Genomic DNA, 19,059 nt, shown 5'->3' on the forward strand with positions numbered 1-19,059 from the left:
AAATTTACGGGTTATGGCGAAAGACGGACAGGTCATCGGATCTCGACCGCAAAGCGCGTCACAGCCGCGATGACATTCGTCATGCGCGTGATGGTGACAACAGGACAGGTAGCGCTTCGCGCATGCGGACAGGCTCGATTCGCGAGCGCATGCGGCGATGCGCAGACAAGTCGCGCTGCGTCGAACACGCGAGTTCAGCTGTCCTTCGGGGTAGTGAAGACGCATGGCCTGCATTCATGCCGATGAACCAGTCACTGCGGACGGCGCTGCGCATTCGCTCGAGGCATCGCGCTGGCGCGAGTTCTTGCCGGGATCGAAATCGATGATGGTGCGCGACGAAAAATTGCGCCGATGGGCAAGGCCGGTTCGCGCCGGCCCCAGCCTGCGAAAGCGTAACCGCGCCGGTCGAATTTCCTGTGTTTCGCGCGGATTGCGCGACCATTCGCGCGAACGATGCATTTCGGCAGCCCCGTCGGCTTGGGCTGCGCGAGAGCTTTATCCGGATTTTCGCGGACTAAGGCCGATCGCGGCCAGGTGCGGCGCGGACCGCAGTGCGCCTCAGTCGCCGCGCTGCGTCGCCAGGCTGTCCCAGATCCGGCCCTCGCGTTGTGCGGCGGTGGTGACCGCTTCCACCGCCGGTTCGCCCAGGCGATCGCGCAGTTGCTGCAGATACAAGCTGCGCGGCGCGACCGCGCGGCCGGCGGATTCGACGATCCCCGCCGGTTCCTCGGGCGGAAACTTCGCCGCGCCTGTCGCGCCCGCCGGGCCCACCGCCCAGTTCATCGCGAACGGCGGCGCCTGCACCAGGTAGTGCGGGTGCTCGACGTTCCAGAACAACTGCTGCGCGCCGGCCCAGCCGTGCCCGGTTCCGCTGGCGCGCCGGTTCTGCGCGCGCAGCAGGCCGCCGCGGGTGTTGTCGTACAAGGTGCCGGTGGCCCAGCGGTGGTGCGGACCGCTGTCGTTGTTGGCGTTCGCCGCGACGCAGTCCAGGAACACGTTGGGGCCGGGCACCTGCGCGCCGGTGACGAAGGTGTGGCGGCCGCCTTCGCCGTAGCAGCGCTGGGTCAAGTTGAAGGCGGAGTTGCCCTCGTAGACGAACACGTAGCGGCGCACGCCTTCGCTCTCGCCGTAGCGCGGATCCAGGTAGGCCAGATCCTCGAAGGTGTTGAAGTGGGCGCCGTTGTGGGTGGCGAAGCCGTGCGAGACGTAGCGGACGGCGACATTGCGGACCCAGGAGTCGCGCACCGCGGCGAAGCGCACCGCGGTGTAGGGCCCGGTGTCGGGCGTGCCTCGCGCGATGCCGGTCGCGGGATCGCCTTCCAGGCGCAGGTCTTCGATGCCGGCCTGGGCGATGCGGCGCGGGTCGGTACGATAGACGTAGCCGCCGCCGAAGCGCGCGTCGATGGCATCGACGATGGACGCGTCGAGACTGAGCGTGTTGCCATGCACGGCGGTGACTACGCGCTCGTAGTGCATGACATAGTCCGACGCCTGCCAGCCGTAGCGGGCGGTGTCGATGCCCTCGGCGCCGGTCCAGGCGGCATTGGGTTCGCGGACTACGGCGATGCGGTCGCCGGTCTGATAGCCGGCGGCGGAGCCGACCTCGATGCGCATCGCGCCGACCGGCACGTAGGCCGCCGCGATGGCGGTGCGGCGAGGCTGCTGCGCGGCCCGCGGCACGGCCGCTTCGCGGTCGCCCACTTCGACGATCCTGCCTTGCCGCGCGGCGATGGTGGAACGCAGGACGGTGCCGTCCGCGCCGCGGCCTTCGCCGCGCAACACCACGCCGCCGACGCGGATCGCGAGGGTGTCGCTCAGCGTGTATCGCCCGCGGCGCAGCAGCACCGCGCCGCGCAAGCCGCGATGGTCGGCCGGCAGCGCGGCGACCGCGTCGATCGCCGCCTGGATGCGCGGGTGGTCGTCGCCGCTGCCGTCGCCGGGCGCGATGGTCGCGCGCACCGGAATGCTGTCGCGCGCGGGCAAGGCGACGCCGCCGCCCATGTAGCCGGCGCGCGAGAAATCCGGAACGATGTTGCGCGCCCGAGCGGCGCCGCGGTCGCGGTAGAGACCGTAGCGCAGGCGTTTTCCGTCTTCGTCCATGGCGGCCAAGGGCGCGTTCGCGCGTCGGTCGAGCGGGCGTCCGAATTCGTTCGCGCCGGCGTCCGCGGACTCGTGCGCCAAGCCTCTCGCGCCGCAGCCGGCCAGGGCGCACAGAAGCGAAAACGCGAGGTGTCGGGGCAGGGGAGCCAGGCGCATGCAGCGTCGTTCCGGGTTGCGAAGCGGGTGATGGCGGGCGCGCGATCGGCGTCGCGGTGCGCGCCGCTCCCGACCGTAATCGGTTCGCGCGAGCAGGCAAGTACATTGGCGCTCGCGGCGCGGGTCGGGGCGGAGAATTAGACCACGCGCCGCGGACTTTGCGGGACGCGGTGCGACACCCCGACGCTTGCGCGCAGCGCTCGCGACCGCGCGTGCGGGCAGGCGCGCGGCGGCTTCACGCCTCCGCGCTGCCGCCGTTCCTAGCTTTCAGACCCTGGCCGCGGAGGACCGGCGCATGTGCATGTGGATCATGGTGGGACTGGATGAGTGGATCGTCGTCGATGGACGCGGCAAACGGCAGGACTGGCCGGTGCGGCCGCCGCTCGCGGCGGAGGTGACGGCGAGCCTGGCGACCCACGGCCTGAGCGGCTGCGTCGCGGTGGCGTTGGGCTGGAGCAGCGGCCACATCGGCCTGGCCCACGTCTTTTCCGGCTGCACCGATGGTCAGGGCCAACCGCCGGGGCCGGACACCTGGAACGGCCCGGGCGGTTACCTGGAGCGGCTCGAACACGCGTTGGACGCGAGCCAGGCGGCGATCCCCGGCGCGTCGCAGGACCGCTACCGCGACGCGATGCTGGTCTATTCCGAGGACACGCCCACGCGCACCGTCGAATTGCTGGAGCAGTGGTTGCGCGGAAAAGGTTTCGCGGTCTCGCGCGATGCCGGCCAAGGCGGCCGCGATGTGATCGCCGGGCGCACGCAGGGCGAGGACATGAGCGTGGTCGGCAGCGGCATGCATGCGCAGTACTTCGTTTCTTCCGACCTGCACTACGGCGCGGGCGGGCATATGACAGTGTGCGAAGCCTTGTCGAAGCGGGCCATGCCGGCGGATCGCTAGCGTAACCGCGCCCGCTGCGCCCGCCGCGACGACAGCGGCGGCCCCCGCGGGTGCGTCGCGATCTTCGGGCGTGATGCCGTTCCGCGACGTGCGTGCGCGAACCGACGATCATGGCGACTCATCGGAACGTTCCCCAGCAAGGAGGTTGACCATGCCGCACGCGTCTGTCCGCGCATCCGCGCTATCGATCCTGGGCCTGCTCGCGCTGAGCGCGCACACCGCGCATGCGCGCCCGCCCGCGGCGCCGGCCGAGCGGGCTTCGAACCCGGGCGCGGGCGTAGTTGCGGCCGTGCCGCGCGACGCCGAGGTTTCGCCGGATCGGGCGAGGCGACAGTGGCGGGCGCAGCGCGACGCCGTCGCCGGCGAAGCCGCCGCGCGCCGCGCGCTCGGCGAGGATTTCGCCGGTTCCTGGATCGAGAGCGGGCCCGGCGGCGGTTATCGCCTGATCGTGGCCAGTGCGGGCGCCGCGCGCGCGAACGTCGCGGGCGTGGAGATCCGCCCGGTGGCGCGCAACTGGCGCCGGTTGCAGGCGTCCAAGCAGCGTTTGGACCAGGCGCTGCAATCGCGCCGGCCCGGTCTGCACAAGCCGTTGACCGGCCTGTACACCTGGCACATCGATCCGGCCAGCAACCGCGTGGTGGTGCGCATCGCCCGCGATGCGCAGGCGCAGGCGGTCGATTTCGTCGCCGCCAGCGGCGCCGACGCCGACGCGTTGCGTTTCGAGTACCTGGACGGCGCGCCGCAGACCACCAACTGGATCTTCGGCGGGCTGTCGTACATCACCGCGTACGGCGGCGGCTGCACCGCGGGCTTCGTCGCCTACAAGGCCGGCGTCCCCGGCGTGGTGACCGCCGGGCACTGCGGCAAGGCGCCGGACCGGATCGACGTGGACTGGTCCGGCATCGGCCGCACGCCGTTCGGCCAGTTCGTGCATTCGCGCTTCCCGACCGCCGACCGCGGTTGGATCGCCTCGTCGAGTTCGTTCGCCGTGTCCCCGCAGATCTACGACTGGGCCGGCAACTACATCACCGTCAAGGGTTCGATCGAAGCGCCGGTGGGCGCGACGGTGTGCCGCGCGGGACCGAAGACCGGCTATCGCTGCGGACAGATCACCGCCAAGCAGGTCACCGTCAACTATCCGCAAGGCGCGGTCTACGGCATGACCGAGAGCAACGCCTGCTCCGGCTTCGGCGATTCCGGCGGGCCGTGGATCGACGGCGGCGGGCAGGCGCAGGGCATCCAGTCCGGCAACCAGGGCAATTCCAGCGCGGGCCACAACTGCGACGCGCCGGCGGCGCAGCGCAAGTCCTGGTTCGATCCGCTCAATTCGATCCTCGGCGAATACGGCCTGGTGTTGACCACGGGCTGAGCGCGGCGCCGCCGGCGGATCGGTCCGGTGGCCGGGCCGGTCCGGCGACAAGATCGGGACCCAACGACGGAAGGCGCGCGCCTTCCGTCTTTTTTTGCGCGCGCCGGCGTTGCGAACGGCGATCCGCATGCGATCCCCGGAACCGTCCGGCGACCGCCGCGGCCGTGCGCGCCCGCGCGTCCGCTAACGGTATACGCCAGTCCGCGGCGATGCCGCACGTCGCCTCGCAGCAGCGCCGCCGCGCGTTCCATGCTGCGCCGCGACAATAAAAGCGGCCGGGAAAACGCTTTTTCCATGACTGCGATTCCATTTTTGTCCCGATAATTGACAGCGCTGTCATGCGCGTGCCAAATCGGCCCCCATCAGTCCGGGGGCGGGCAGACCCGCCCGCCTACGCATCGTGAGAGATCCTGGGGAGGAATTTCGATGAAGCAAACGCGCGGCGCCTTGCGGCGCTCGGTGTTGACGTCCGCAATGCTGCTGGCGCTGGGCCAGCCGGTGTACGCGCAGAGCGGCGCATCCGCGGCCGGGGCCGACGCCCAGGCGGCCGCGCAAAGCCGTCCCGGCGCCGCCGACGACGCGCGCACGCTCGACACCGTCGTGGTCACCGGCATCAAGGGCAGCCTGACCTCGTCGATGAACCTCAAGCGCGACGCCGAGGGCATCGTCGACGGCATCGTCGCCGAGGACATCGGCAAGTTCCCCGACACCAACCTGGCCGAGGCGCTGCAGCGCATCAGCGGCGTGTCGATCGACCGCAACGCCGGCGAAGGCTCGCGGGTGACCGTGCGCGGCGTCGGCCCCGACTTCAACATGGTCCTGCTCAACGGCCGGCAGATGCCGACCTCGACCGGCAGCCGCGCGTTCGAGTTCAGCGATCTGGCCGCCGAATCGATCTCGGCGGTGGAGGTCTACAAGACCAGCCGCGCCAGCACGCCCGCCGGCGGCATCGGCGCGACGATCAACATCAAGACCGCGCGGCCGCTGGACAATCCCGGGCTGCACGCCAACGTCGGCGTCAAGGGCATCTGGGACACCTCCGACGACGACCTGCCCGGCGACCTGAAGGGCGATTCGGTCACCCCCGACGCCTCGGGCATCTTCAGCGCGACCTCGGCCGACGGCCGCTTCGGCATCGGCCTGAGCGCCAACTACCTCAAGCGCGAATCCGGCTCGGCGTCGGCGTTCGTCGCGTCCGGCAACGGCTGGCGGCCGTTCATCGACACCCCGCTGGCCAGCGGCGAAGGCTCGGGCTCGGCGCTGCCGCTGCCGGGCCAGCCGGGCTCGGAGAACATCACCGACCGGCCCGGTCCGAACGACGTCTACTCGATGCCGCAGAGCCTGGGCTACAGCGTCAACTCGGTCAAACGCGAGCGCCTCAACGGCCAGCTGACCCTGCAGTGGGCGCCGACCGACAACCTCACCACCACCCTCGACTACACCTATTCGCAGAACAAGATCGAGCAGATGCGCCACGACATGTCGGTGTGGCTCAACTTCACCCCGGGCCTGAGCTCGTGGACGAAGGGCTCGGGTTCCTCGCCGCTGGTCTACGACGAGCGCTACAACGGCCTGTCCGACTTCGCCAACGGCGCCGGCAAGAGCGCGATCAAGCGCGAGAACAAATCAGTCGGCCTCAACGTCGACTGGCGCGTGAGCGACGACTTCAAGCTCAACTTCGACTACCACCGCTCCACCGCCGATTCCTCGCCCGACAGCCCCTACGGCTCGAACAACACCCTGGCCAGCGCCGGCTTCTTCCGCGCCGGCAACACCATCGATTTCAGCCGCGACTTCCCGGTGCTGACCCTGCACCTGCCCAACGGCATGAGCGCGATCGACCCGGCGCAGATGCTGGTGACCGGCTCGGTGTTCCGCAACGAGCGCGAGCGCGCCGAGATCGAGCAGTTCCAGGCCAGCGGCGAGTACCAGTTCGAGGGGTATTCCAAGCTCAACTTCGGCGTCGGCTCGACCGACTACAAGAACCGCTCGGCCTTCACCCACGTCCAGCTCGACACCTGGGGCGGCGCGACCAGCCCGAACGACTACCCCGATTCGGTGTGGCGGCTCGCGCACATGGGCGACTACTTCCGCGGCGTGAGCGGCGCCAACGATCCGCGCTTCACCGACGCGTTCTTCGTGTTCGACTTCGACCGCGTGCGCCAGCTGGCCGAGGACGCCTGGGTCGCCAGCGGCAAGGGCGTGCGCGACGACTACCGCGCTTCGTTCGACTACACCGGCGCGCCGGTGCCCGGCAGCGCCGCCAACCGCACCGTCGGCGACAGCCGCGTGCGCGAGGAATCGCGCAGCTTCTACGTGCAGTGGAGCAATACCTTCGACTGGAAGCTGCCGGTGCACGTGGCCGGCGGCGTGCGCTACGAGCGCACCAAGGTCAAGGCCTCCGCGTTGCAGCCGGCGCCGGTGGGCATCGACTGGATCGCCGCCAACGAGTTCGTCATCCGCTACGCCGGCTCGCAGTTCCGCGAGCTCGACGGCGACTACAAGTACTGGCTGCCGAGCCTGGACGTGGCGATCGACCTCAACGACAGCATGAAGCTGCGCGCCAGCTACGGCGAGTCGATCGGCCGGCCGAACTGGACCAACCTCAACCCGGCGCTGAGCGTCGGCGGCCAGGCGCGGTTCGACGGCGGCGGCGGCGGCGCGGGCAATCCGGCGCTCAAGCCGCTGGAATCGCGCAACTTCGACCTGTCCTACGAGTGGTACTACGGCGAATCCAGCTACCTGTCGGTCGGCTATTTCCGCAAGAAGATCGACAACTTCATCGCCGACCAGGTCAGCCGGCAGAGCCCGTACCCGGATCTGCACACGCCCTCCGGCGGCAACTACTGGAACCAGGCCATCGCCGCCGGCGGCTGCGCCAGCACCGACCGGCCGTGCATCCGCAACTACATCCTCAACACCTACAACGGCCAGCCCGGGGTGGTGAAGACCGGCGTGGACTCCAACGGTTTCGCCACCGGCAGCATCAGCGGCCTGCCCGGCGATCCGGTGCTGGCGTTCAACATCACCCAGCCGGTCAACAACCGCGCCGATACGCTCGACGGCTGGGAGTTCAACGTCCAGCACGTGTTCGGCCAATCCGGCTTCGGCCTCGCCGCCAACTACACCATCGTCGACTCGGGCCTGACCTACAAGAACGGCAGCCTCGGCACCCAGTTCGCGATGACCGGCCTGAGCGATTCGGCCAACGTGGTCGCGTTCTACGAAAAGGGCCCGTGGCAGGCGCGCGCGGCCTACAACTGGCGCGACGAGTTCCTGACCGCGCTCGGCGACGGCAAGGGCGCCAACCCGATCTACGTCGAGGCGTACGGGCAGCTCGACATGAACGTCAGCTACGCGGTCTCGGACAATCTGGTGCTGACCCTGGAAGGCATCAACGTGACCGACGAGACCATGCGCACGCGCGGGCGCAACAAGCGCCAGCTGTACTCGTTCGACCAGTACGGGCCGCGCTACATGTTCGGGGTGCGCTACAAGTTCTGACCGCGGCGCCCGCGCGTCCCGCGCCGCGGCGCGGGACGCGCGCGGGCCTGCCGGGAACCCGGCGCAGAACGCGCCCGCCGCGCCGCGGGCGCGGCCTGTGGCCGTACCGATCACGGAAACCGCGATGTCCCGAACCGTATTGCTCAACAACCTCGAGCACCACGACCTGCGCGTGATCGTCGCGCGCGGGGCCCGCTACGGCGACGGCGAGATGCTGGCGCCGACCTTCTTCGGCGAGTTCCGCGAGTTGCAGGCGCACTATCCGATCGTGTTCCAGAAGACCGCCGACGGCGGTTTCCGCTCGGTGGCGCTGCTGGGCCTGCGGCCGGGCGAGAACCTGTTCCTCGAACCCGAACCCGCGCCCGGCGCGGCGGCGGACGGCGAACGCTGGGACGCGCATTACCTGCCGATGGCGATCGCGCGCCTGCCGTTCCTGATCGGCATCGCCGACGAGGAGCCGATGGTGCACATCGACCTCGACCATCCGCGCGTGGTCCGCGGCGGCGACGCGGGCGAGGCCTTGTTCCTGGAGCACGGCGGCACCAGCGCGTTCCTGCAAGGCGTCGCCTCGCTGCTGCGCGCGCTGCACGACGGCCTGCGCGACGACGCCGGTTTCATCGCCGCATTGCGGCGCCATGAGCTGCTGGAACCGTTCGCGCTCGACATCCGCCTGGACGAGCGTAGCCAGCATCGCCTCAGCGGATTCCACACCATCGACGAACGCCGGCTCGGCGCGCTCGACGGCGCCGCGCTGCAGGCGTTGTCGCAGGCCGGCCATCTGCAGGCGGCGTACATGGCGCTGGCCTCGCTGTCGCGCCTGCGCGATCTGATCGAACGTTTGAGCCGCCGCCATGCCGCCGGCCGTTGACGCCATCGAGGAACTGCACGGCATCGACGCGGCGGCTCTGCCGCCGGAACTGCTGCAGCCGACCCGGCCGTACGTGCTGCGCGGCCTCGCCGTGCACTGGCCGCTGACCCAGGCCGGCGCGTCGGCGCAGGCCGGCGCCGCCTATCTCAAGCAATTCGCCAGCGATGCGCCGGTCACCGTCAGCGTGGCGCCGCCGCAGGCCGACGGCCGGATCGACTATCGGCCGGACTTGCTCGGCTTCGGCTTCGCCCAGCAGAAAGCGCCGCTGGCGGCGGTGCTGGACGCCTTGCTGCACCATGCCGACGACCCGGCGCCGCCGACGATCTATGTCGGCTCGACCACGATCGACACCTGGCTGCCCGGCCTGCGCGAGCGCAACGACCTGGGCTTCGGCGCGGTGCAGCCGCTGGCCAGCATCTGGATCGGCAACCGCACCCGCATCCCCGCGCATCAGGACGTGCCGGACAACATCGCCTGCGTGGTCGCCGGGCGCCGGCGGGTAACGCTGTTCCCGCCCGGGCAATTGCGCAATCTCTACATCGGCCCGCTCGACCGCACCCCGGCCGGGCAGGCGGTCAGCCTGGTCGACTTCGCCGCGCCGGACTACGACCGCCATCCGGACTTCGCCGAAGCCATGCGCCACGCGCGCGTGGCCGAGCTCGGCCCCGGCGACGCGGTGCTGATCCCGAGCATGTGGTGGCATCACATGCAGGCGTTGGACAGCTACAACGTGCTGGTCAACTACTGGTGGCGGCAGTCGCCGCGCTGGATGGACACGCCGATGAACGCGCTGCTGCACGCGATCATGAGCGTGCGCGACCTGCCGCCGGCGCAGCGCGAGATCTGGCGCGAAGCGTTCCGCCACTATGTCTTCGACGCCGACGCGCAGACCTCGGCGCATATCCCCGAGACCATGCGCGGCGCGCTCGCGCCGCTGGACGAAGCGCGCGCGCGCGAGCTGCGCGCGCGCCTGCTGCAAGGACTGAACCGTTGAGGAGCGCCATGGGCGACACGCTCGGATCCATCGCCGGCCGCCGCGGCCGGCGCACGCTCGCGGCCGCGGGCCTGGCCGCGCTGGCGGCCGCGCTGGCGCTGGCGCCGCGAGCGGGCCATGCCGAAGGCTTCCTGCGCGCCGACGGCCAGCGCATCGTCGACGAACAAGGGCGCACGGTGATCCTGCGCGGCGTCGGCCTCGGCGGCTGGATGCTGCAGGAGGGCTACATGCTCGGCCTCACCGGCCCGGGCATGCAGCATGCGATCCGCGCGCGCATCGCCGACCTGATCGGCGAGGACGACACCCGCGCGTTCTACCGCGCGTGGCTGGACAACTACGTCGGCAAGGACGACATCGACGCGCTCGCGGCCTGGGGCTTCAATTCGGTGCGCCTGCCGATGCACTACGCGCTGTACACCCTGCCGGTGGCGCAGGAGCCGGTGCGCGGCGAGCACACCTGGCTGGAGGACGGTTTCCGCCGCACCGACGATCTCATCGCCTGGGCCAAGGCCAACGGCATGTACGTGATCCTCGACCTGCACGCGGCGCCGGGCGGGCAGGGCAACGATCTCAACATCTCCGACCGCGACCCGTCGCAGCCTTCGCTGTGGGACGACGCCGCCAATCGCGACAAGACGGTCGCGCTGTGGCGCAAGTTGGCGCAGCGCTATCGCGACGAGCCCGCGGTCGCCGGCTACGACATCATCAACGAGCCCAACTGGGGCTTCGCCGACGCCGCCGACAAGAACGGCTGCAAGGAGACCGGCAACGCGCCGCTGCGCGAACTGCTGGTGCGCACGACCGCGGCGATCCGCGAAGTCGATCGACGCCATATCGTCTTCATCGAAGGCAATTGCTGGGGCAACAACTACCGCGGCGTGCTCGACGCCGGGCTGTGGGACGACAACCTGGCGCTGAGCTTCCACAAGTACTGGAACGGCACCGGCCGCGACAGCATCCGCGAGCATCTGGAACTGCGCGAGCGCTGGAATCTGCCGCTGTGGCTGGGCGAGACCGGCGAGAACTCCAACGACTGGTTCGCGCGCACGGTCGAAACCCTGGAAGGCGAGGGCATCGGCTGGGCCAACTGGCCGGTGAAGAAGCTGCGCTACAACAATCCGCTGCAGGTGATCGCCAATCCCGGCTATGCGCGGGTGCTGGCGTACTGGGAAGGCAAAGGCCCGCGACCGACCCGCGAACAGGCGCGCGCGGCCTTGATGGGCCTGGCCGAACGCGACGTGCGGCTGGAGCACAACGCGCGCCGCCCCGATGTGGTCGACGCCTGGCTGCGCGCGCCGCGCGACGACCGCAGCCTGCCGTTCAAGCCGCACCGCATCGGCCGCGACGGCGGCGAACTGGCGGCGGTCGATTTCGACCTCGGCCGCAACGGCGTGGCCTATTTCTCGCGTCATGCGGCCAACGAGAGCGGTAAGCCCAATACCGACTGGAACCCGTCGCAGCGCTATCGCAACGACGGCGTGGCCCTGGCCGGCGACGGCGCGACGCTGCGGGTGGCGGCGCTGCGGCCGGGCGAATGGCTCAAGTACAGCGTCCAGGCCGATGCGGCCGGAACCTATCAACTCAGCTGGCGCGGCGGCGCCGGCGCGATCCGCGTCCGGCTCAACGGCGTGGCGCTGGCGCCGACGGCGGCGGACCGGCCGCAGCCGGCGACGTTGCAGCGCGGGCGCAACACGCTGGTGGTCGAGGCGGTGTCGGGCGCGCCGGATGTGTCGGCGTTGCGGTTCGCGCCCGTGCCCGCGCCCACCTCGGCGAAGCAGCGCTGATGCGCGTGCTGGTCAGCGACATCGGCGGCACCAATGCGCGCTTCGCGATGGCCGAGCTGGGCCGCGGCGAACGGCTCCTGCGCGACAGCGTGCGCGAATACCCGGCCGCCGGCTTCGCCAGCGCCGCCGACGCCGCGCGCCATTTCCTCGACGAACTGGGCGAGCGCGCCGACGCCGCGGTGTTCGCGGTGGCCGGACGGGTGCGTCGCGAGGAAGCGCGCATCACCAATCACCCCTGGCAGATCCGCGCGCCGGACATCGGCTCGGCGCTGGGCACGCCGCGGGTCGCGCTGATCAACGATTTCGCCGCGCAGGCCATGGCGATCTCGCGCCTGGGCGCGGACGACGTGGTCGCGGTCGGCGCGGCCGGCTGGCCCGGTTTCGACATGGGCGCGGCGCAGACCTATGCGGTGATCGGCCCCGGCACCGGCCTGGGCGTGGGCGGCCTGCTGGTGCGCAACGGCCGTTGCTTCGCGCTGGAGACCGAAGGCGGCCACGCCGGTTTCGCGCCGTCGCGGCCGCGCGACATGCGGGTGCTGGAGTGCCTGATGCGGCGCTTCGGCCGGGTCTCGTGCGAGCGTCTGGTGTCCGGGCCGGGACTGGCGAACTTGTACGCGGCGGTGTGCGAGATCGAAGGCGTCGCCGCGCAGGACTGGTCGCCGGCGCAGATCAACGCCCAGGCCGCCGGCGGCGATCCGCGCTGCGCGCGCGCGGTGGAACTGTTCTGCGCCGCGTTCGGTTCGATGGCCGGCGATCTGGTGCTGACGCTCGGCGCCTGGGACGGGGTGTTCCTGGCCGGCGGGGTGGTGCCGAAACTGTTGGGCGCGTTGCAGTCGGACAGTTTCCGCGCCGCGTTCGAGGCCAAGGGCCGGTTCGCCGCGGCGATGGCCGAAGTGCCGGCGCTGGCGGTGGTGCATGCGTGCTCGGGCTTGCTCGGCGCGGCGGCGCATGCGGCGGAGACGTACGACAGCGCGTTGCCGGTGTGACCCGCGCCGCGCAAGGAAACCGGCCGTCGCGACGGCCGGTTTCCCGCGCCGATGCCGGTCGCGGTGCGCCGCTGCGGTCGCCCGCAACGCGCGTGGATCAGCGGTTATCGGCTACCGGCTCGCCCCGGCGAAGACACCGCCGATGCGATCAACCGCCGGCCGTCACGAAGTGGCAGTACTCGACGACGCTGGCGTTGCCGCCGGACATCCAGCTCTGCAACTGCGCGTCGCAGTACTCCTGGGTCGAGGCGACGATGTCGGCGTACTTCCAGGTCAGGCGGCGGCCGTCGGGCGCGGTGTGCGGAGACAGGTACTTCACCTTCGCCTGCCAGGTGCCGAAGGGCTGCGGCGGCTGCGGCTGGGTGCCGATGCCGCCCGGCGGCGCGGCGACGGCGGCGCCGGCCAGGGCCAGGCCGAGCAGGGCGGTGGCGAGGGAAGCGGGCAACACGGTCGTCAATGACTTCTTCATGGATGCTCCTGTGTGCGTGTGGCGATGGTCGGGCAGCGCGGTCGCTGCCGCGGCGGCGCGGCGGCGCGGACGCCGTTGCGCGCGCATCCAAGTCGAACGCAATGCGGCGCGGCCTCGGACAGGCGCGGCCGGGGTTTCGGATGGACGCGCGCGCGGGGCGTACGAACGGAGCCGGCGGCGGCGCTTCCGCGCGGATGTGCGCAGGCCGCAGGCCGCAGGTGCGCGGGCCGGCCGCTGCGCGCGGTTGCGATCAAGCGGGAAGCAGCGCAGCGGCCCGGCTCAGGACAGCGCGATCGCCCGTCCGGCCACATGCACCTCGACCACGCGCAGTTGCGCGTCCAGCACCACCAGGTCGGCGCGCGCGCCCGGTTCGAGCCGGCCGCGGTCGGGCAGGCCGAGGTACTGCGCCGGGAAGGCGGAGACGCGATCGGAGGCGTCGGCCAGGTCGAGCCCGACTTCGACCAGGTTGCGCAGGGCCTGATCCATGGTCAGCGCGCTGCCGGCCAGCGAGCCGCTGGCCAGGCGCACGCAGCCGAGGCATTTGTGCACGCGCTGCGAGCCCAGCGCGTATTCGCCGTCGGGCATGCCGGTCGCGGCGGTGGCGTCGGTGACCGCGTACAGGCGCGGGATGGCGCGCAGGGCCAAGCGGATCGCGCCGGGATGCACGTGCTGCAGGTCGGGAATCAGTTCGGCGTATTCGGCGTGGGCGAGCGCGGCTGCGGCGATGCCGGGCGTGTAGTGGTCCACGCCGGTCATGCCGTTGAACAGATGGGTGAAGCCGGACGCGCCGGCGCGCAACGCGGCCAGGCCTTCCTCGTAGGTACCGGCGCTGTGGCCGACCTGCACGCGGATGCCGAGCGCGCACAACGCCGGGATCAGTTCGGTGTGGCGGCCGATCTCCGGCGCCAGGGTCAGCACCCGGATCGGCGCCAGCGCATGCAGGCGCCGCACCGAGTCGAGCGTGGCCTCGACCGTCAGCGGCGGCTGCGCGCCGAGCCGGTGCGGGCTGATGAAGGGGCCTTCCAGGTGCACGCCGAGGATCTGCGCCGCATCGGGATCCGGCGCGGCCATCGTCGCGGCCAACCCCTGCAGGGCGTGGACGATGTCGTCCTCGGCCGCGGTCATGGTGGTGCCGAGCAGGGCGGTGGTGCCGTAGCGGACGTGGGCGCGGGCGATGGTGCGCGCGACATCAAAGCCTTGCATCAGGTCGACGCCGGCGGCGCCATGCACGTGCAGGTCGATGAAGCCCGGCAGCACGATGCGTTCGTCGTCGCCGCGGTCGGCGCCGTCGCCGTCTTCGATGCTGCGCACGTGGCTGTCGAAGCCGACGCGCCCGCGGCGCCAGCCGGCCGGGGTCAGGATGCGGCCTTGCAGGGTACGAAGTTCGGTCACGGCAGCGGCTCGGCGATGATCACTTCGATGCCCAGCCGCAGCAGCCCCTCGCGGTAGCGCTCGTCGATGCCGGGGTCGGTGATGATGGCGTGGATCTGGTCGAGGCGGGCGATGCGGTGCAGGCTGACCCGGCCGAATTTGGAGGCGTCGGTCAGCACCACGATCCGTCGTGCGTGTTCGACCATGCGGTGGTTGAGGCGGGCTTCGGCCTCGTCGTGGGTGGTCAGGCCGAACTGCAGGTCCAGGCCGTCCACGCCGAGGAACAGGGTGTCGAAGCTGTAGGCGTTGAGGCTGGCCTCGGCCTGGCTGCCCTGCAGCGACAGCGACTGCTTGCGCAGCAGGCCGCCGCTGAGCAGCACGTCGACGCCGGGCGCGTTGGCCAGTTCCCAGGCGATGTTGAGGCCGTTGGTCATCACCGTGACGTCGCGATGGCCGCGCAGGTGGCGGGCCAGGGTCATGGTGGTGGAGCCCGAGTCGATGATGATGTTGTCGCCGGCCTGCACCAGTTGCGCGGCGCGCGCGCCGATGCGCTCCTTCAGCGGCAGGTTCAGCGCATCTTTCTCATGGATATCCTGCTCCTGCGGCGGCGTGCGCACCAGGGTGGCGCCGCCGTGGGTGCGGGTGGCCAGGCCCTGCGATTCGATGTGGCTGAGGTCGGCGCGGATGGTCACCGCCGAGACCTCGAAGCGCTCGACCAGTTCGGCGACCTGGACCGAGCCTTGCTCGATCAGGCACTGCAGGATCTGCTGCCGGCGGGAGCGGGTATTGCGCGTGGCCATCGTCGGGTCCGCGGGGAAAACAGAAGATTAGCCGTTCGCCGCGGCGGCCGCGCGCCCATCGGCCGCGCGCGGTCCTGCCACGTTCGCCGAGCAGGCGCGCGCGTACTCGTCCAGGCACAGGCCGATGCGGTGCCGGACCAGGGCCTCGGGCCGGTTGGCCAGCGCGCCGGCGCGCACCGCGCGGTACTGCTCGGGCAGGTATTGGCTGAGCAGGAACAGCGGCGGCGCGTGCGCGCGCAGGTTGTCGAACAGGCGCTGCACCGCCGCGACCAAGGCCGGCTCGCCCCAGTAGTAGCGGCAGCGGTCGCTGAGCGCGTAGGCGCGCAGCAGGCGCAGTTCGTCGTCGTCGCCGTGGTAGTGCTGCTGCCAGTGCCGCGGGTGTTCGAGCATGCAGCGCTCCAGCACCTGCGGCAGGTCCGAGCGTTGCGCCGGCGGCAGCAGTTCGGTCTCGATCGCCGCCAGCGCGAACAGCGCCTCGCGATAGGCGAAGGTCGCCGCCGGGCCGACCTTGAGGATCGCGAAATGGTCGCGCACCAGCGCGTGCAGGCCGTCCTCGCGCTGGTAATCGGTGGAATGCGCCTCGAACACGATGCGCGGCTGGCGTTCGAGAAAATCGGCCAGGGCGCGGGCCGCGTCGGGGTCGTAGTCGTGCACGCTGCTGTGGTCGAAGTCCACGCCCGGCTGCACCACCATCGCGATCACCCGGTCCCAGGCCGCGGCCAGGTCGGGCGCGGCGAAGGCCTCGCGGTGGATCGCCAGGGTCTGCTCGGCCGCCTGCGGCGTGGTCACCTGCAGGCCGCCGGCCAGCGAGGCTTCGCCGCCGGGCACCGGCACTTCGGTGCCGATCACGTACACCGGCGGCGGCAGCCCGTGCGCGGCGGCGGTGCGCTCGGCGATGCGCGCCAGCTCGGCCGAGCGCGCGGCGACGGTCGCGTCGGGCAACGGAGTCGGGTCGTCGGCGCAGGACATGCTGCAGTCGAGGTGGATCTTGTGGAAACCGGCGGCGACGTAGGCCTCGATCAGCGTGCGCGCGTTCGCCATCGCTTCCTCGGCCGGACGCTTCTGCCAGGCGTTGGGGCCGAGGTGGTCGCCGCCAAGCACCACGCGGTTGGACGGGAAGCCTTCCTGGCGCGCCAAGGCGTACACGTAGTCGCGGTACTGCGGCGGGGTCATGCCGGTGTAGCCGCCGAACTGGTCGACCTGGTTGGAGGTGGCCTCGATCAACAGCACGGTGCCGTGGCGGCGGGCCACGTCCATCGCCGCGCGCAGCACCAGTTCGTTGCTGCAGCACACGCTATACAGGCCGACGCTGTGGCCCTGGCGATGGATGGCGATCTGCGATTGCACGGGCGACATCGACATGGCGGACTCCGGTGTTTTGCGAAACAGGCTGGACGAAACAGGCTGGACGAAGCGGGCAGAACGAAGCGGGCAGAACGAAGCGCGTTCAGGACAAGGCGAGCAAGGCCGCGCCGCGCGCGCCGCCGGCGTCGCCGAAGCGCGGCGGCACGATCGGCGGCACCTGCACGCCCTTGAACAGGTGCGCGGCGACCGCGGCCGGCAGCGCGGCGTACAGCGGCGCATGCTGCGACAGGCCGCCGCCGAGCACGATCACGTGCGGGTCCAGCGCCAGCACCAGCATGGCCAGGCCGTGGCCGAGCAGGTCGAGGTGGACGGCGCGCGCTTCTTCGGCGCGCGCATCGCCGGCGTCGGCGTCGGCGAACACCGCGCTGGCGTCGGCGGCATCGGCGCCGAAGTGGCGGTACAGCGCGACCAGCCCGCTGCCGGAGACATAGCGCTCCAGACAGCCGCGCAGGCCGCAGGCGCAGTCCAGCAGCGGCAGGTTGTGGCGCTGCAGCAGCTGCGCCGGCACGCTCCAGTGACCCCATTCGCCGGCGATGCCGTTGAAGCCGGACACCAGCCGGCCGTGCAGGCAATAGCCGCCGCCGGCGCCGGTGCCGAGGATCGCGCCGAACATGCTCGGATAGCCGTCGGCGGCGCCGCCGTGCGCTTCGGACAGGGCGAAGCACTGCAGGTCGTTGCCGAAACGCAGCGGCCGGCGCAGGCGCGTCTGCAAATCGGCGGCGACGTTGCGGCCGGTCAGCGCCGGCACGTTGGCGCTGAGCTGCAGGCCGCTGCGGCGGTCGCGCACGCCGGGCAGGGCGATGCCGACCGCGACGTCGGCCTGGACCCGCGCGGCGCGGGCGAGTTGGGCGTCGGCATCGCTCACCAGCGTTTCCAGCGCGCTCAGGAAGCCGTCGTAATCGCCCTGCGGGGTGGCGATGCGGCGGCGGTGCAGCACCTGCAATGCGGCATCGCAGGCGACCAGTTCGATCTTGGTGCCGCCGATGTCGATGCCGTAGCCGACCGCGGCGCGTGCGGGTTCAGACATGAGGCTCTCAGCCCTGGTGGATGGTGACGCCCTTGACCACGCGGTTGACGGTGCCGTCGGGGAACGGATTGTCCGGGGTCAGGCCGAGCGCGGCCGAGCGCTGCAGCGCGAACACCTGGGCGAAGGTCAGCCACACCGGCGCCAGCCAGCTGTCTGCCAGCGTGCTGTCTGCCAGCGTGCTGTCTGCCAGCGTGCCGTCGTCCAGCGGCGGCACGCGCAGGCTGTAGTCGTCGCCGCCGCCGATATCCGAATGCGGGCCGATCGCCAGCACCTGCCCGGCCACGCCGTCGCGGCGCAGTTCGTCCAGCAGGTCTTGCTCGTAGCGGCGCGCCAGCGCGTGGTTGCTGCGCATCATCACCACCAGGGTAGCGCCGTCGAGGGTCGACTTGGGACCGTGGCGGAAACCCAGCGGGGTGTTGGCCAGGGCCAGCACCTGCCCGGCGGTGAGTTCGAGCACTTTCAGCGCGGCTTCGCGCGCCAGCGCTTCCAGCGGACCGCTGGCGAGGTAGATCACGCGCTGGAACGGCCGCTGCGCCAGTGCGCCGGCGGCCTGGCTCCACTGGGCGAGACCTTCGCGCGCCAGCGTGGCGGCCTGGCGCAGGTGCTCCAGGCGCTGTTGCCACGGCGCCGTGTCGAACACGCACAGCGCCGCCAGCAGCATGCAGCTCAGGCTGCTGGTCATGGCGAACGCGCGGTCGCAACTGGCCGCCGGCATCAGCAGGGTGCAGGTGTCCTCGCGGCCCTGGCCGCGGCGCGCCAGTTCGCCGTCGGCGTTGCAGGTGATGTCGAGAAAGCGCGCGTCGTCGACCTGCGCGCGCAGCAGGTCGACCGCGGCCACGCTTTCCGGGCTGGAGCCGCTGCGGCCGAACGACACCAGCAGGGTCGGGCGGTCGCGTTGCAGGTACAGCGCCGGATGGGTGAGCAGGCTGGTGGTGTGCACGGCGCGCACGTCGGCCGGCCACTGCGCGTTGATGCGGTCGGCGACCATGTCGGCGATGAAGCCGGAACTGCCGGCGCCGGTGAACAGCACGCGCTGGCGCGGATCGTCGAGGCGGTCGCCGAGGAAGGCTTGCACGCGTTCGCGCGCCTGCGCCAGGTCGGCGGCCAGTTGTTCCCACAGCGCCGGCTGCTGGGCGATTTCGGCGGCGGTGTCGGCTCCGCCCAGGCGCTGCCAGGCGGACGAGTCGGAAAGCGGAGTGACGTCCATGGATGATTCCTGTTGAGCGACGGCACGATCAGCGTTTTCTTTCGGAAAGTCAAATATCGAAAGCAAAACAAAAGAAGTTGGCCGGATAGGCCTGGCGTGCGATGCCGTGAAGACAAAGCGAAAGATCGATGGAGTCGCGCTTTCGTTACGCGCTTAACAGG

The 19,059-nt window shown here is 71.0% G+C and carries 15 protein-coding genes; 7 read left to right on the forward strand and 8 right to left on the reverse strand.

Annotation, left to right across the window (positions count from 1 at the left end; genetic code table 11):
* Positions 1–234: 234 nt before the first annotated feature.
* Together JHW41_RS07505 and JHW41_RS07510 are read right to left on the reverse strand one after the other, a co-directional pair.
* Entirely contained in the window at positions 235–459 is a 225-nt protein-coding gene (locus JHW41_RS07505) for a hypothetical protein (RefSeq protein ID WP_250449507.1), read from the reverse strand.
* Between the two features lie 99 nt (positions 460–558).
* On the reverse strand, positions 559–2,100 hold the full coding sequence (locus JHW41_RS07510; RefSeq protein WP_250449508.1) for a hypothetical protein: 1,542 nt from the start codon (positions 2,098–2,100) through the stop codon (positions 559–561).
* 343 nt (positions 2,101–2,443) lie between these two features.
* Between JHW41_RS07510 and JHW41_RS07515 the strand changes: the two genes are divergently transcribed.
* The 7 genes from JHW41_RS07515 to glk all read left to right on the forward strand — a co-directional run bounded on the left by JHW41_RS07515 (position 2,444) and on the right by glk (position 12,659).
* Complete coding sequence (locus JHW41_RS07515) at positions 2,444–3,154, forward strand: hypothetical protein (protein WP_250449509.1); 711 nt, start codon at positions 2,444–2,446, stop codon at positions 3,152–3,154.
* A gap of 151 nt (positions 3,155–3,305) precedes the next feature.
* A complete protein-coding gene (locus tag JHW41_RS07520; RefSeq protein WP_250449510.1) occupies positions 3,306–4,523 on the forward strand; it encodes a S1 family peptidase in 1,218 nt (405 codons plus the stop codon).
* A gap of 426 nt (positions 4,524–4,949) precedes the next feature.
* Positions 4,950–8,027: a TonB-dependent receptor gene (locus JHW41_RS07525; RefSeq protein ID WP_250449511.1), complete on the forward strand. Its 3,078-nt coding sequence runs from the start codon at positions 4,950–4,952 to the stop codon at positions 8,025–8,027.
* Between the two features lie 124 nt (positions 8,028–8,151).
* Positions 8,152–8,895, forward strand: a complete 744-nt coding sequence (locus tag JHW41_RS07530; RefSeq protein WP_250449512.1) for a SapC family protein — start codon at positions 8,152–8,154, stop codon at positions 8,893–8,895.
* Complete coding sequence (locus JHW41_RS07535) at positions 8,879–9,889, forward strand: cupin-like domain-containing protein (RefSeq protein ID WP_250449513.1); 1,011 nt, start codon at positions 8,879–8,881, stop codon at positions 9,887–9,889. The genes JHW41_RS07530 and JHW41_RS07535 overlap by 17 nt, the downstream gene beginning before the upstream one ends.
* Before the next feature lie 8 nt (positions 9,890–9,897).
* Positions 9,898–11,673 (forward strand): cellulase family glycosylhydrolase, encoded by a 1,776-nt coding sequence (locus tag JHW41_RS07540; protein WP_250449514.1) that lies wholly within the window; start codon positions 9,898–9,900, stop codon positions 11,671–11,673.
* On the forward strand, positions 11,673–12,659 hold the full coding sequence (gene glk, locus JHW41_RS07545) for a glucokinase (protein WP_250449515.1): 987 nt from the start codon (positions 11,673–11,675) through the stop codon (positions 12,657–12,659). The genes JHW41_RS07540 and glk overlap by 1 nt, the downstream gene beginning before the upstream one ends.
* A gap of 148 nt (positions 12,660–12,807) precedes the next feature.
* On the opposite strand, the gene JHW41_RS07550 is transcribed toward glk, so the two are convergent.
* The 6 genes from JHW41_RS07550 to JHW41_RS07575 form a co-directional block, all read right to left on the reverse strand.
* The gene (locus JHW41_RS07550) at positions 12,808–13,128 is read right to left on the reverse strand and encodes a hypothetical protein (protein ID WP_250449516.1); all 321 of its coding nucleotides are present in this window, start codon (positions 13,126–13,128) and stop codon (positions 12,808–12,810) included.
* A gap of 279 nt (positions 13,129–13,407) precedes the next feature.
* Complete coding sequence (nagA, locus tag JHW41_RS07555; protein ID WP_250449517.1) at positions 13,408–14,520, reverse strand: N-acetylglucosamine-6-phosphate deacetylase; 1,113 nt, start codon at positions 14,518–14,520, stop codon at positions 13,408–13,410.
* A complete protein-coding gene (locus JHW41_RS07560; RefSeq protein WP_057948449.1) occupies positions 14,517–15,299 on the reverse strand; it encodes a DeoR family transcriptional regulator in 783 nt (260 codons plus the stop codon). The genes nagA and JHW41_RS07560 overlap by 4 nt, the downstream gene beginning before the upstream one ends.
* Positions 15,300–15,326: 27 nt before the next feature.
* A complete protein-coding gene (locus JHW41_RS07565) occupies positions 15,327–16,655 on the reverse strand; it encodes a D-tagatose-bisphosphate aldolase, class II, non-catalytic subunit (protein ID WP_250450826.1) in 1,329 nt (442 codons plus the stop codon).
* 91 nt (positions 16,656–16,746) lie between these two features.
* Positions 16,747–17,691: an ROK family protein gene (locus JHW41_RS07570; RefSeq protein ID WP_250449518.1), complete on the reverse strand. Its 945-nt coding sequence runs from the start codon at positions 17,689–17,691 to the stop codon at positions 16,747–16,749.
* A gap of 7 nt (positions 17,692–17,698) precedes the next feature.
* Positions 17,699–18,898, reverse strand: coding sequence for an SIS domain-containing protein (locus JHW41_RS07575; protein ID WP_250449519.1), 1,200 nt, complete (start codon positions 18,896–18,898; stop codon positions 17,699–17,701).
* Between the last annotated feature and the right edge of the window lie 161 nt (positions 18,899–19,059).

Source organism: Lysobacter enzymogenes (assembly GCF_023617245.1).
Taxonomy (GTDB): domain Bacteria; phylum Pseudomonadota; class Gammaproteobacteria; order Xanthomonadales; family Xanthomonadaceae; genus Lysobacter; species Lysobacter yananisis.

What these genes read in the sequence shown, in the direction of transcription:
- JHW41_RS07530 (WP_250449512.1), top strand. Translation starts at nt 8,152, where the DNA reads ATGTCCCGAACCGTATTGCTCAACAACCTCGAGCACCACGACCTGCGC.
- JHW41_RS07575 (WP_250449519.1), bottom strand. Translation starts at nt 18,898, where the DNA reads ATGGACGTCACTCCGCTTTCCGACTCGTCCGCCTGGCAGCGCCTGGGC.
- JHW41_RS07560 (WP_057948449.1), bottom strand. Translation starts at nt 15,299, where the DNA reads ATGGCCACGCGCAATACCCGCTCCCGCCGGCAGCAGATCCTGCAGTGC.
- JHW41_RS07525 (WP_250449511.1), top strand. Translation starts at nt 4,950, where the DNA reads ATGAAGCAAACGCGCGGCGCCTTGCGGCGCTCGGTGTTGACGTCCGCA.
- JHW41_RS07510 (WP_250449508.1), bottom strand. Translation starts at nt 2,100, where the DNA reads ATGGACGAAGACGGAAAACGCCTGCGCTACGGTCTCTACCGCGACCGC.
- JHW41_RS07570 (WP_250449518.1), bottom strand. Translation starts at nt 17,691, where the DNA reads ATGTCTGAACCCGCACGCGCCGCGGTCGGCTACGGCATCGACATCGGC.
- JHW41_RS07565 (WP_250450826.1), bottom strand. Translation starts at nt 16,655, where the DNA reads ATGTCGCCCGTGCAATCGCAGATCGCCATCCATCGCCAGGGCCACAGC.
- JHW41_RS07520 (WP_250449510.1), top strand. Translation starts at nt 3,306, where the DNA reads ATGCCGCACGCGTCTGTCCGCGCATCCGCGCTATCGATCCTGGGCCTG.
- JHW41_RS07505 (WP_250449507.1), bottom strand. Translation starts at nt 459, where the DNA reads ATGCATCGTTCGCGCGAATGGTCGCGCAATCCGCGCGAAACACAGGAA.
- JHW41_RS07550 (WP_250449516.1), bottom strand. Translation starts at nt 13,128, where the DNA reads ATGAAGAAGTCATTGACGACCGTGTTGCCCGCTTCCCTCGCCACCGCC.
- glk (WP_250449515.1), top strand. Translation starts at nt 11,673, where the DNA reads ATGCGCGTGCTGGTCAGCGACATCGGCGGCACCAATGCGCGCTTCGCG.
- JHW41_RS07535 (WP_250449513.1), top strand. Translation starts at nt 8,879, where the DNA reads ATGCCGCCGGCCGTTGACGCCATCGAGGAACTGCACGGCATCGACGCG.
- JHW41_RS07540 (WP_250449514.1), top strand. Translation starts at nt 9,898, where the DNA reads ATGGGCGACACGCTCGGATCCATCGCCGGCCGCCGCGGCCGGCGCACG.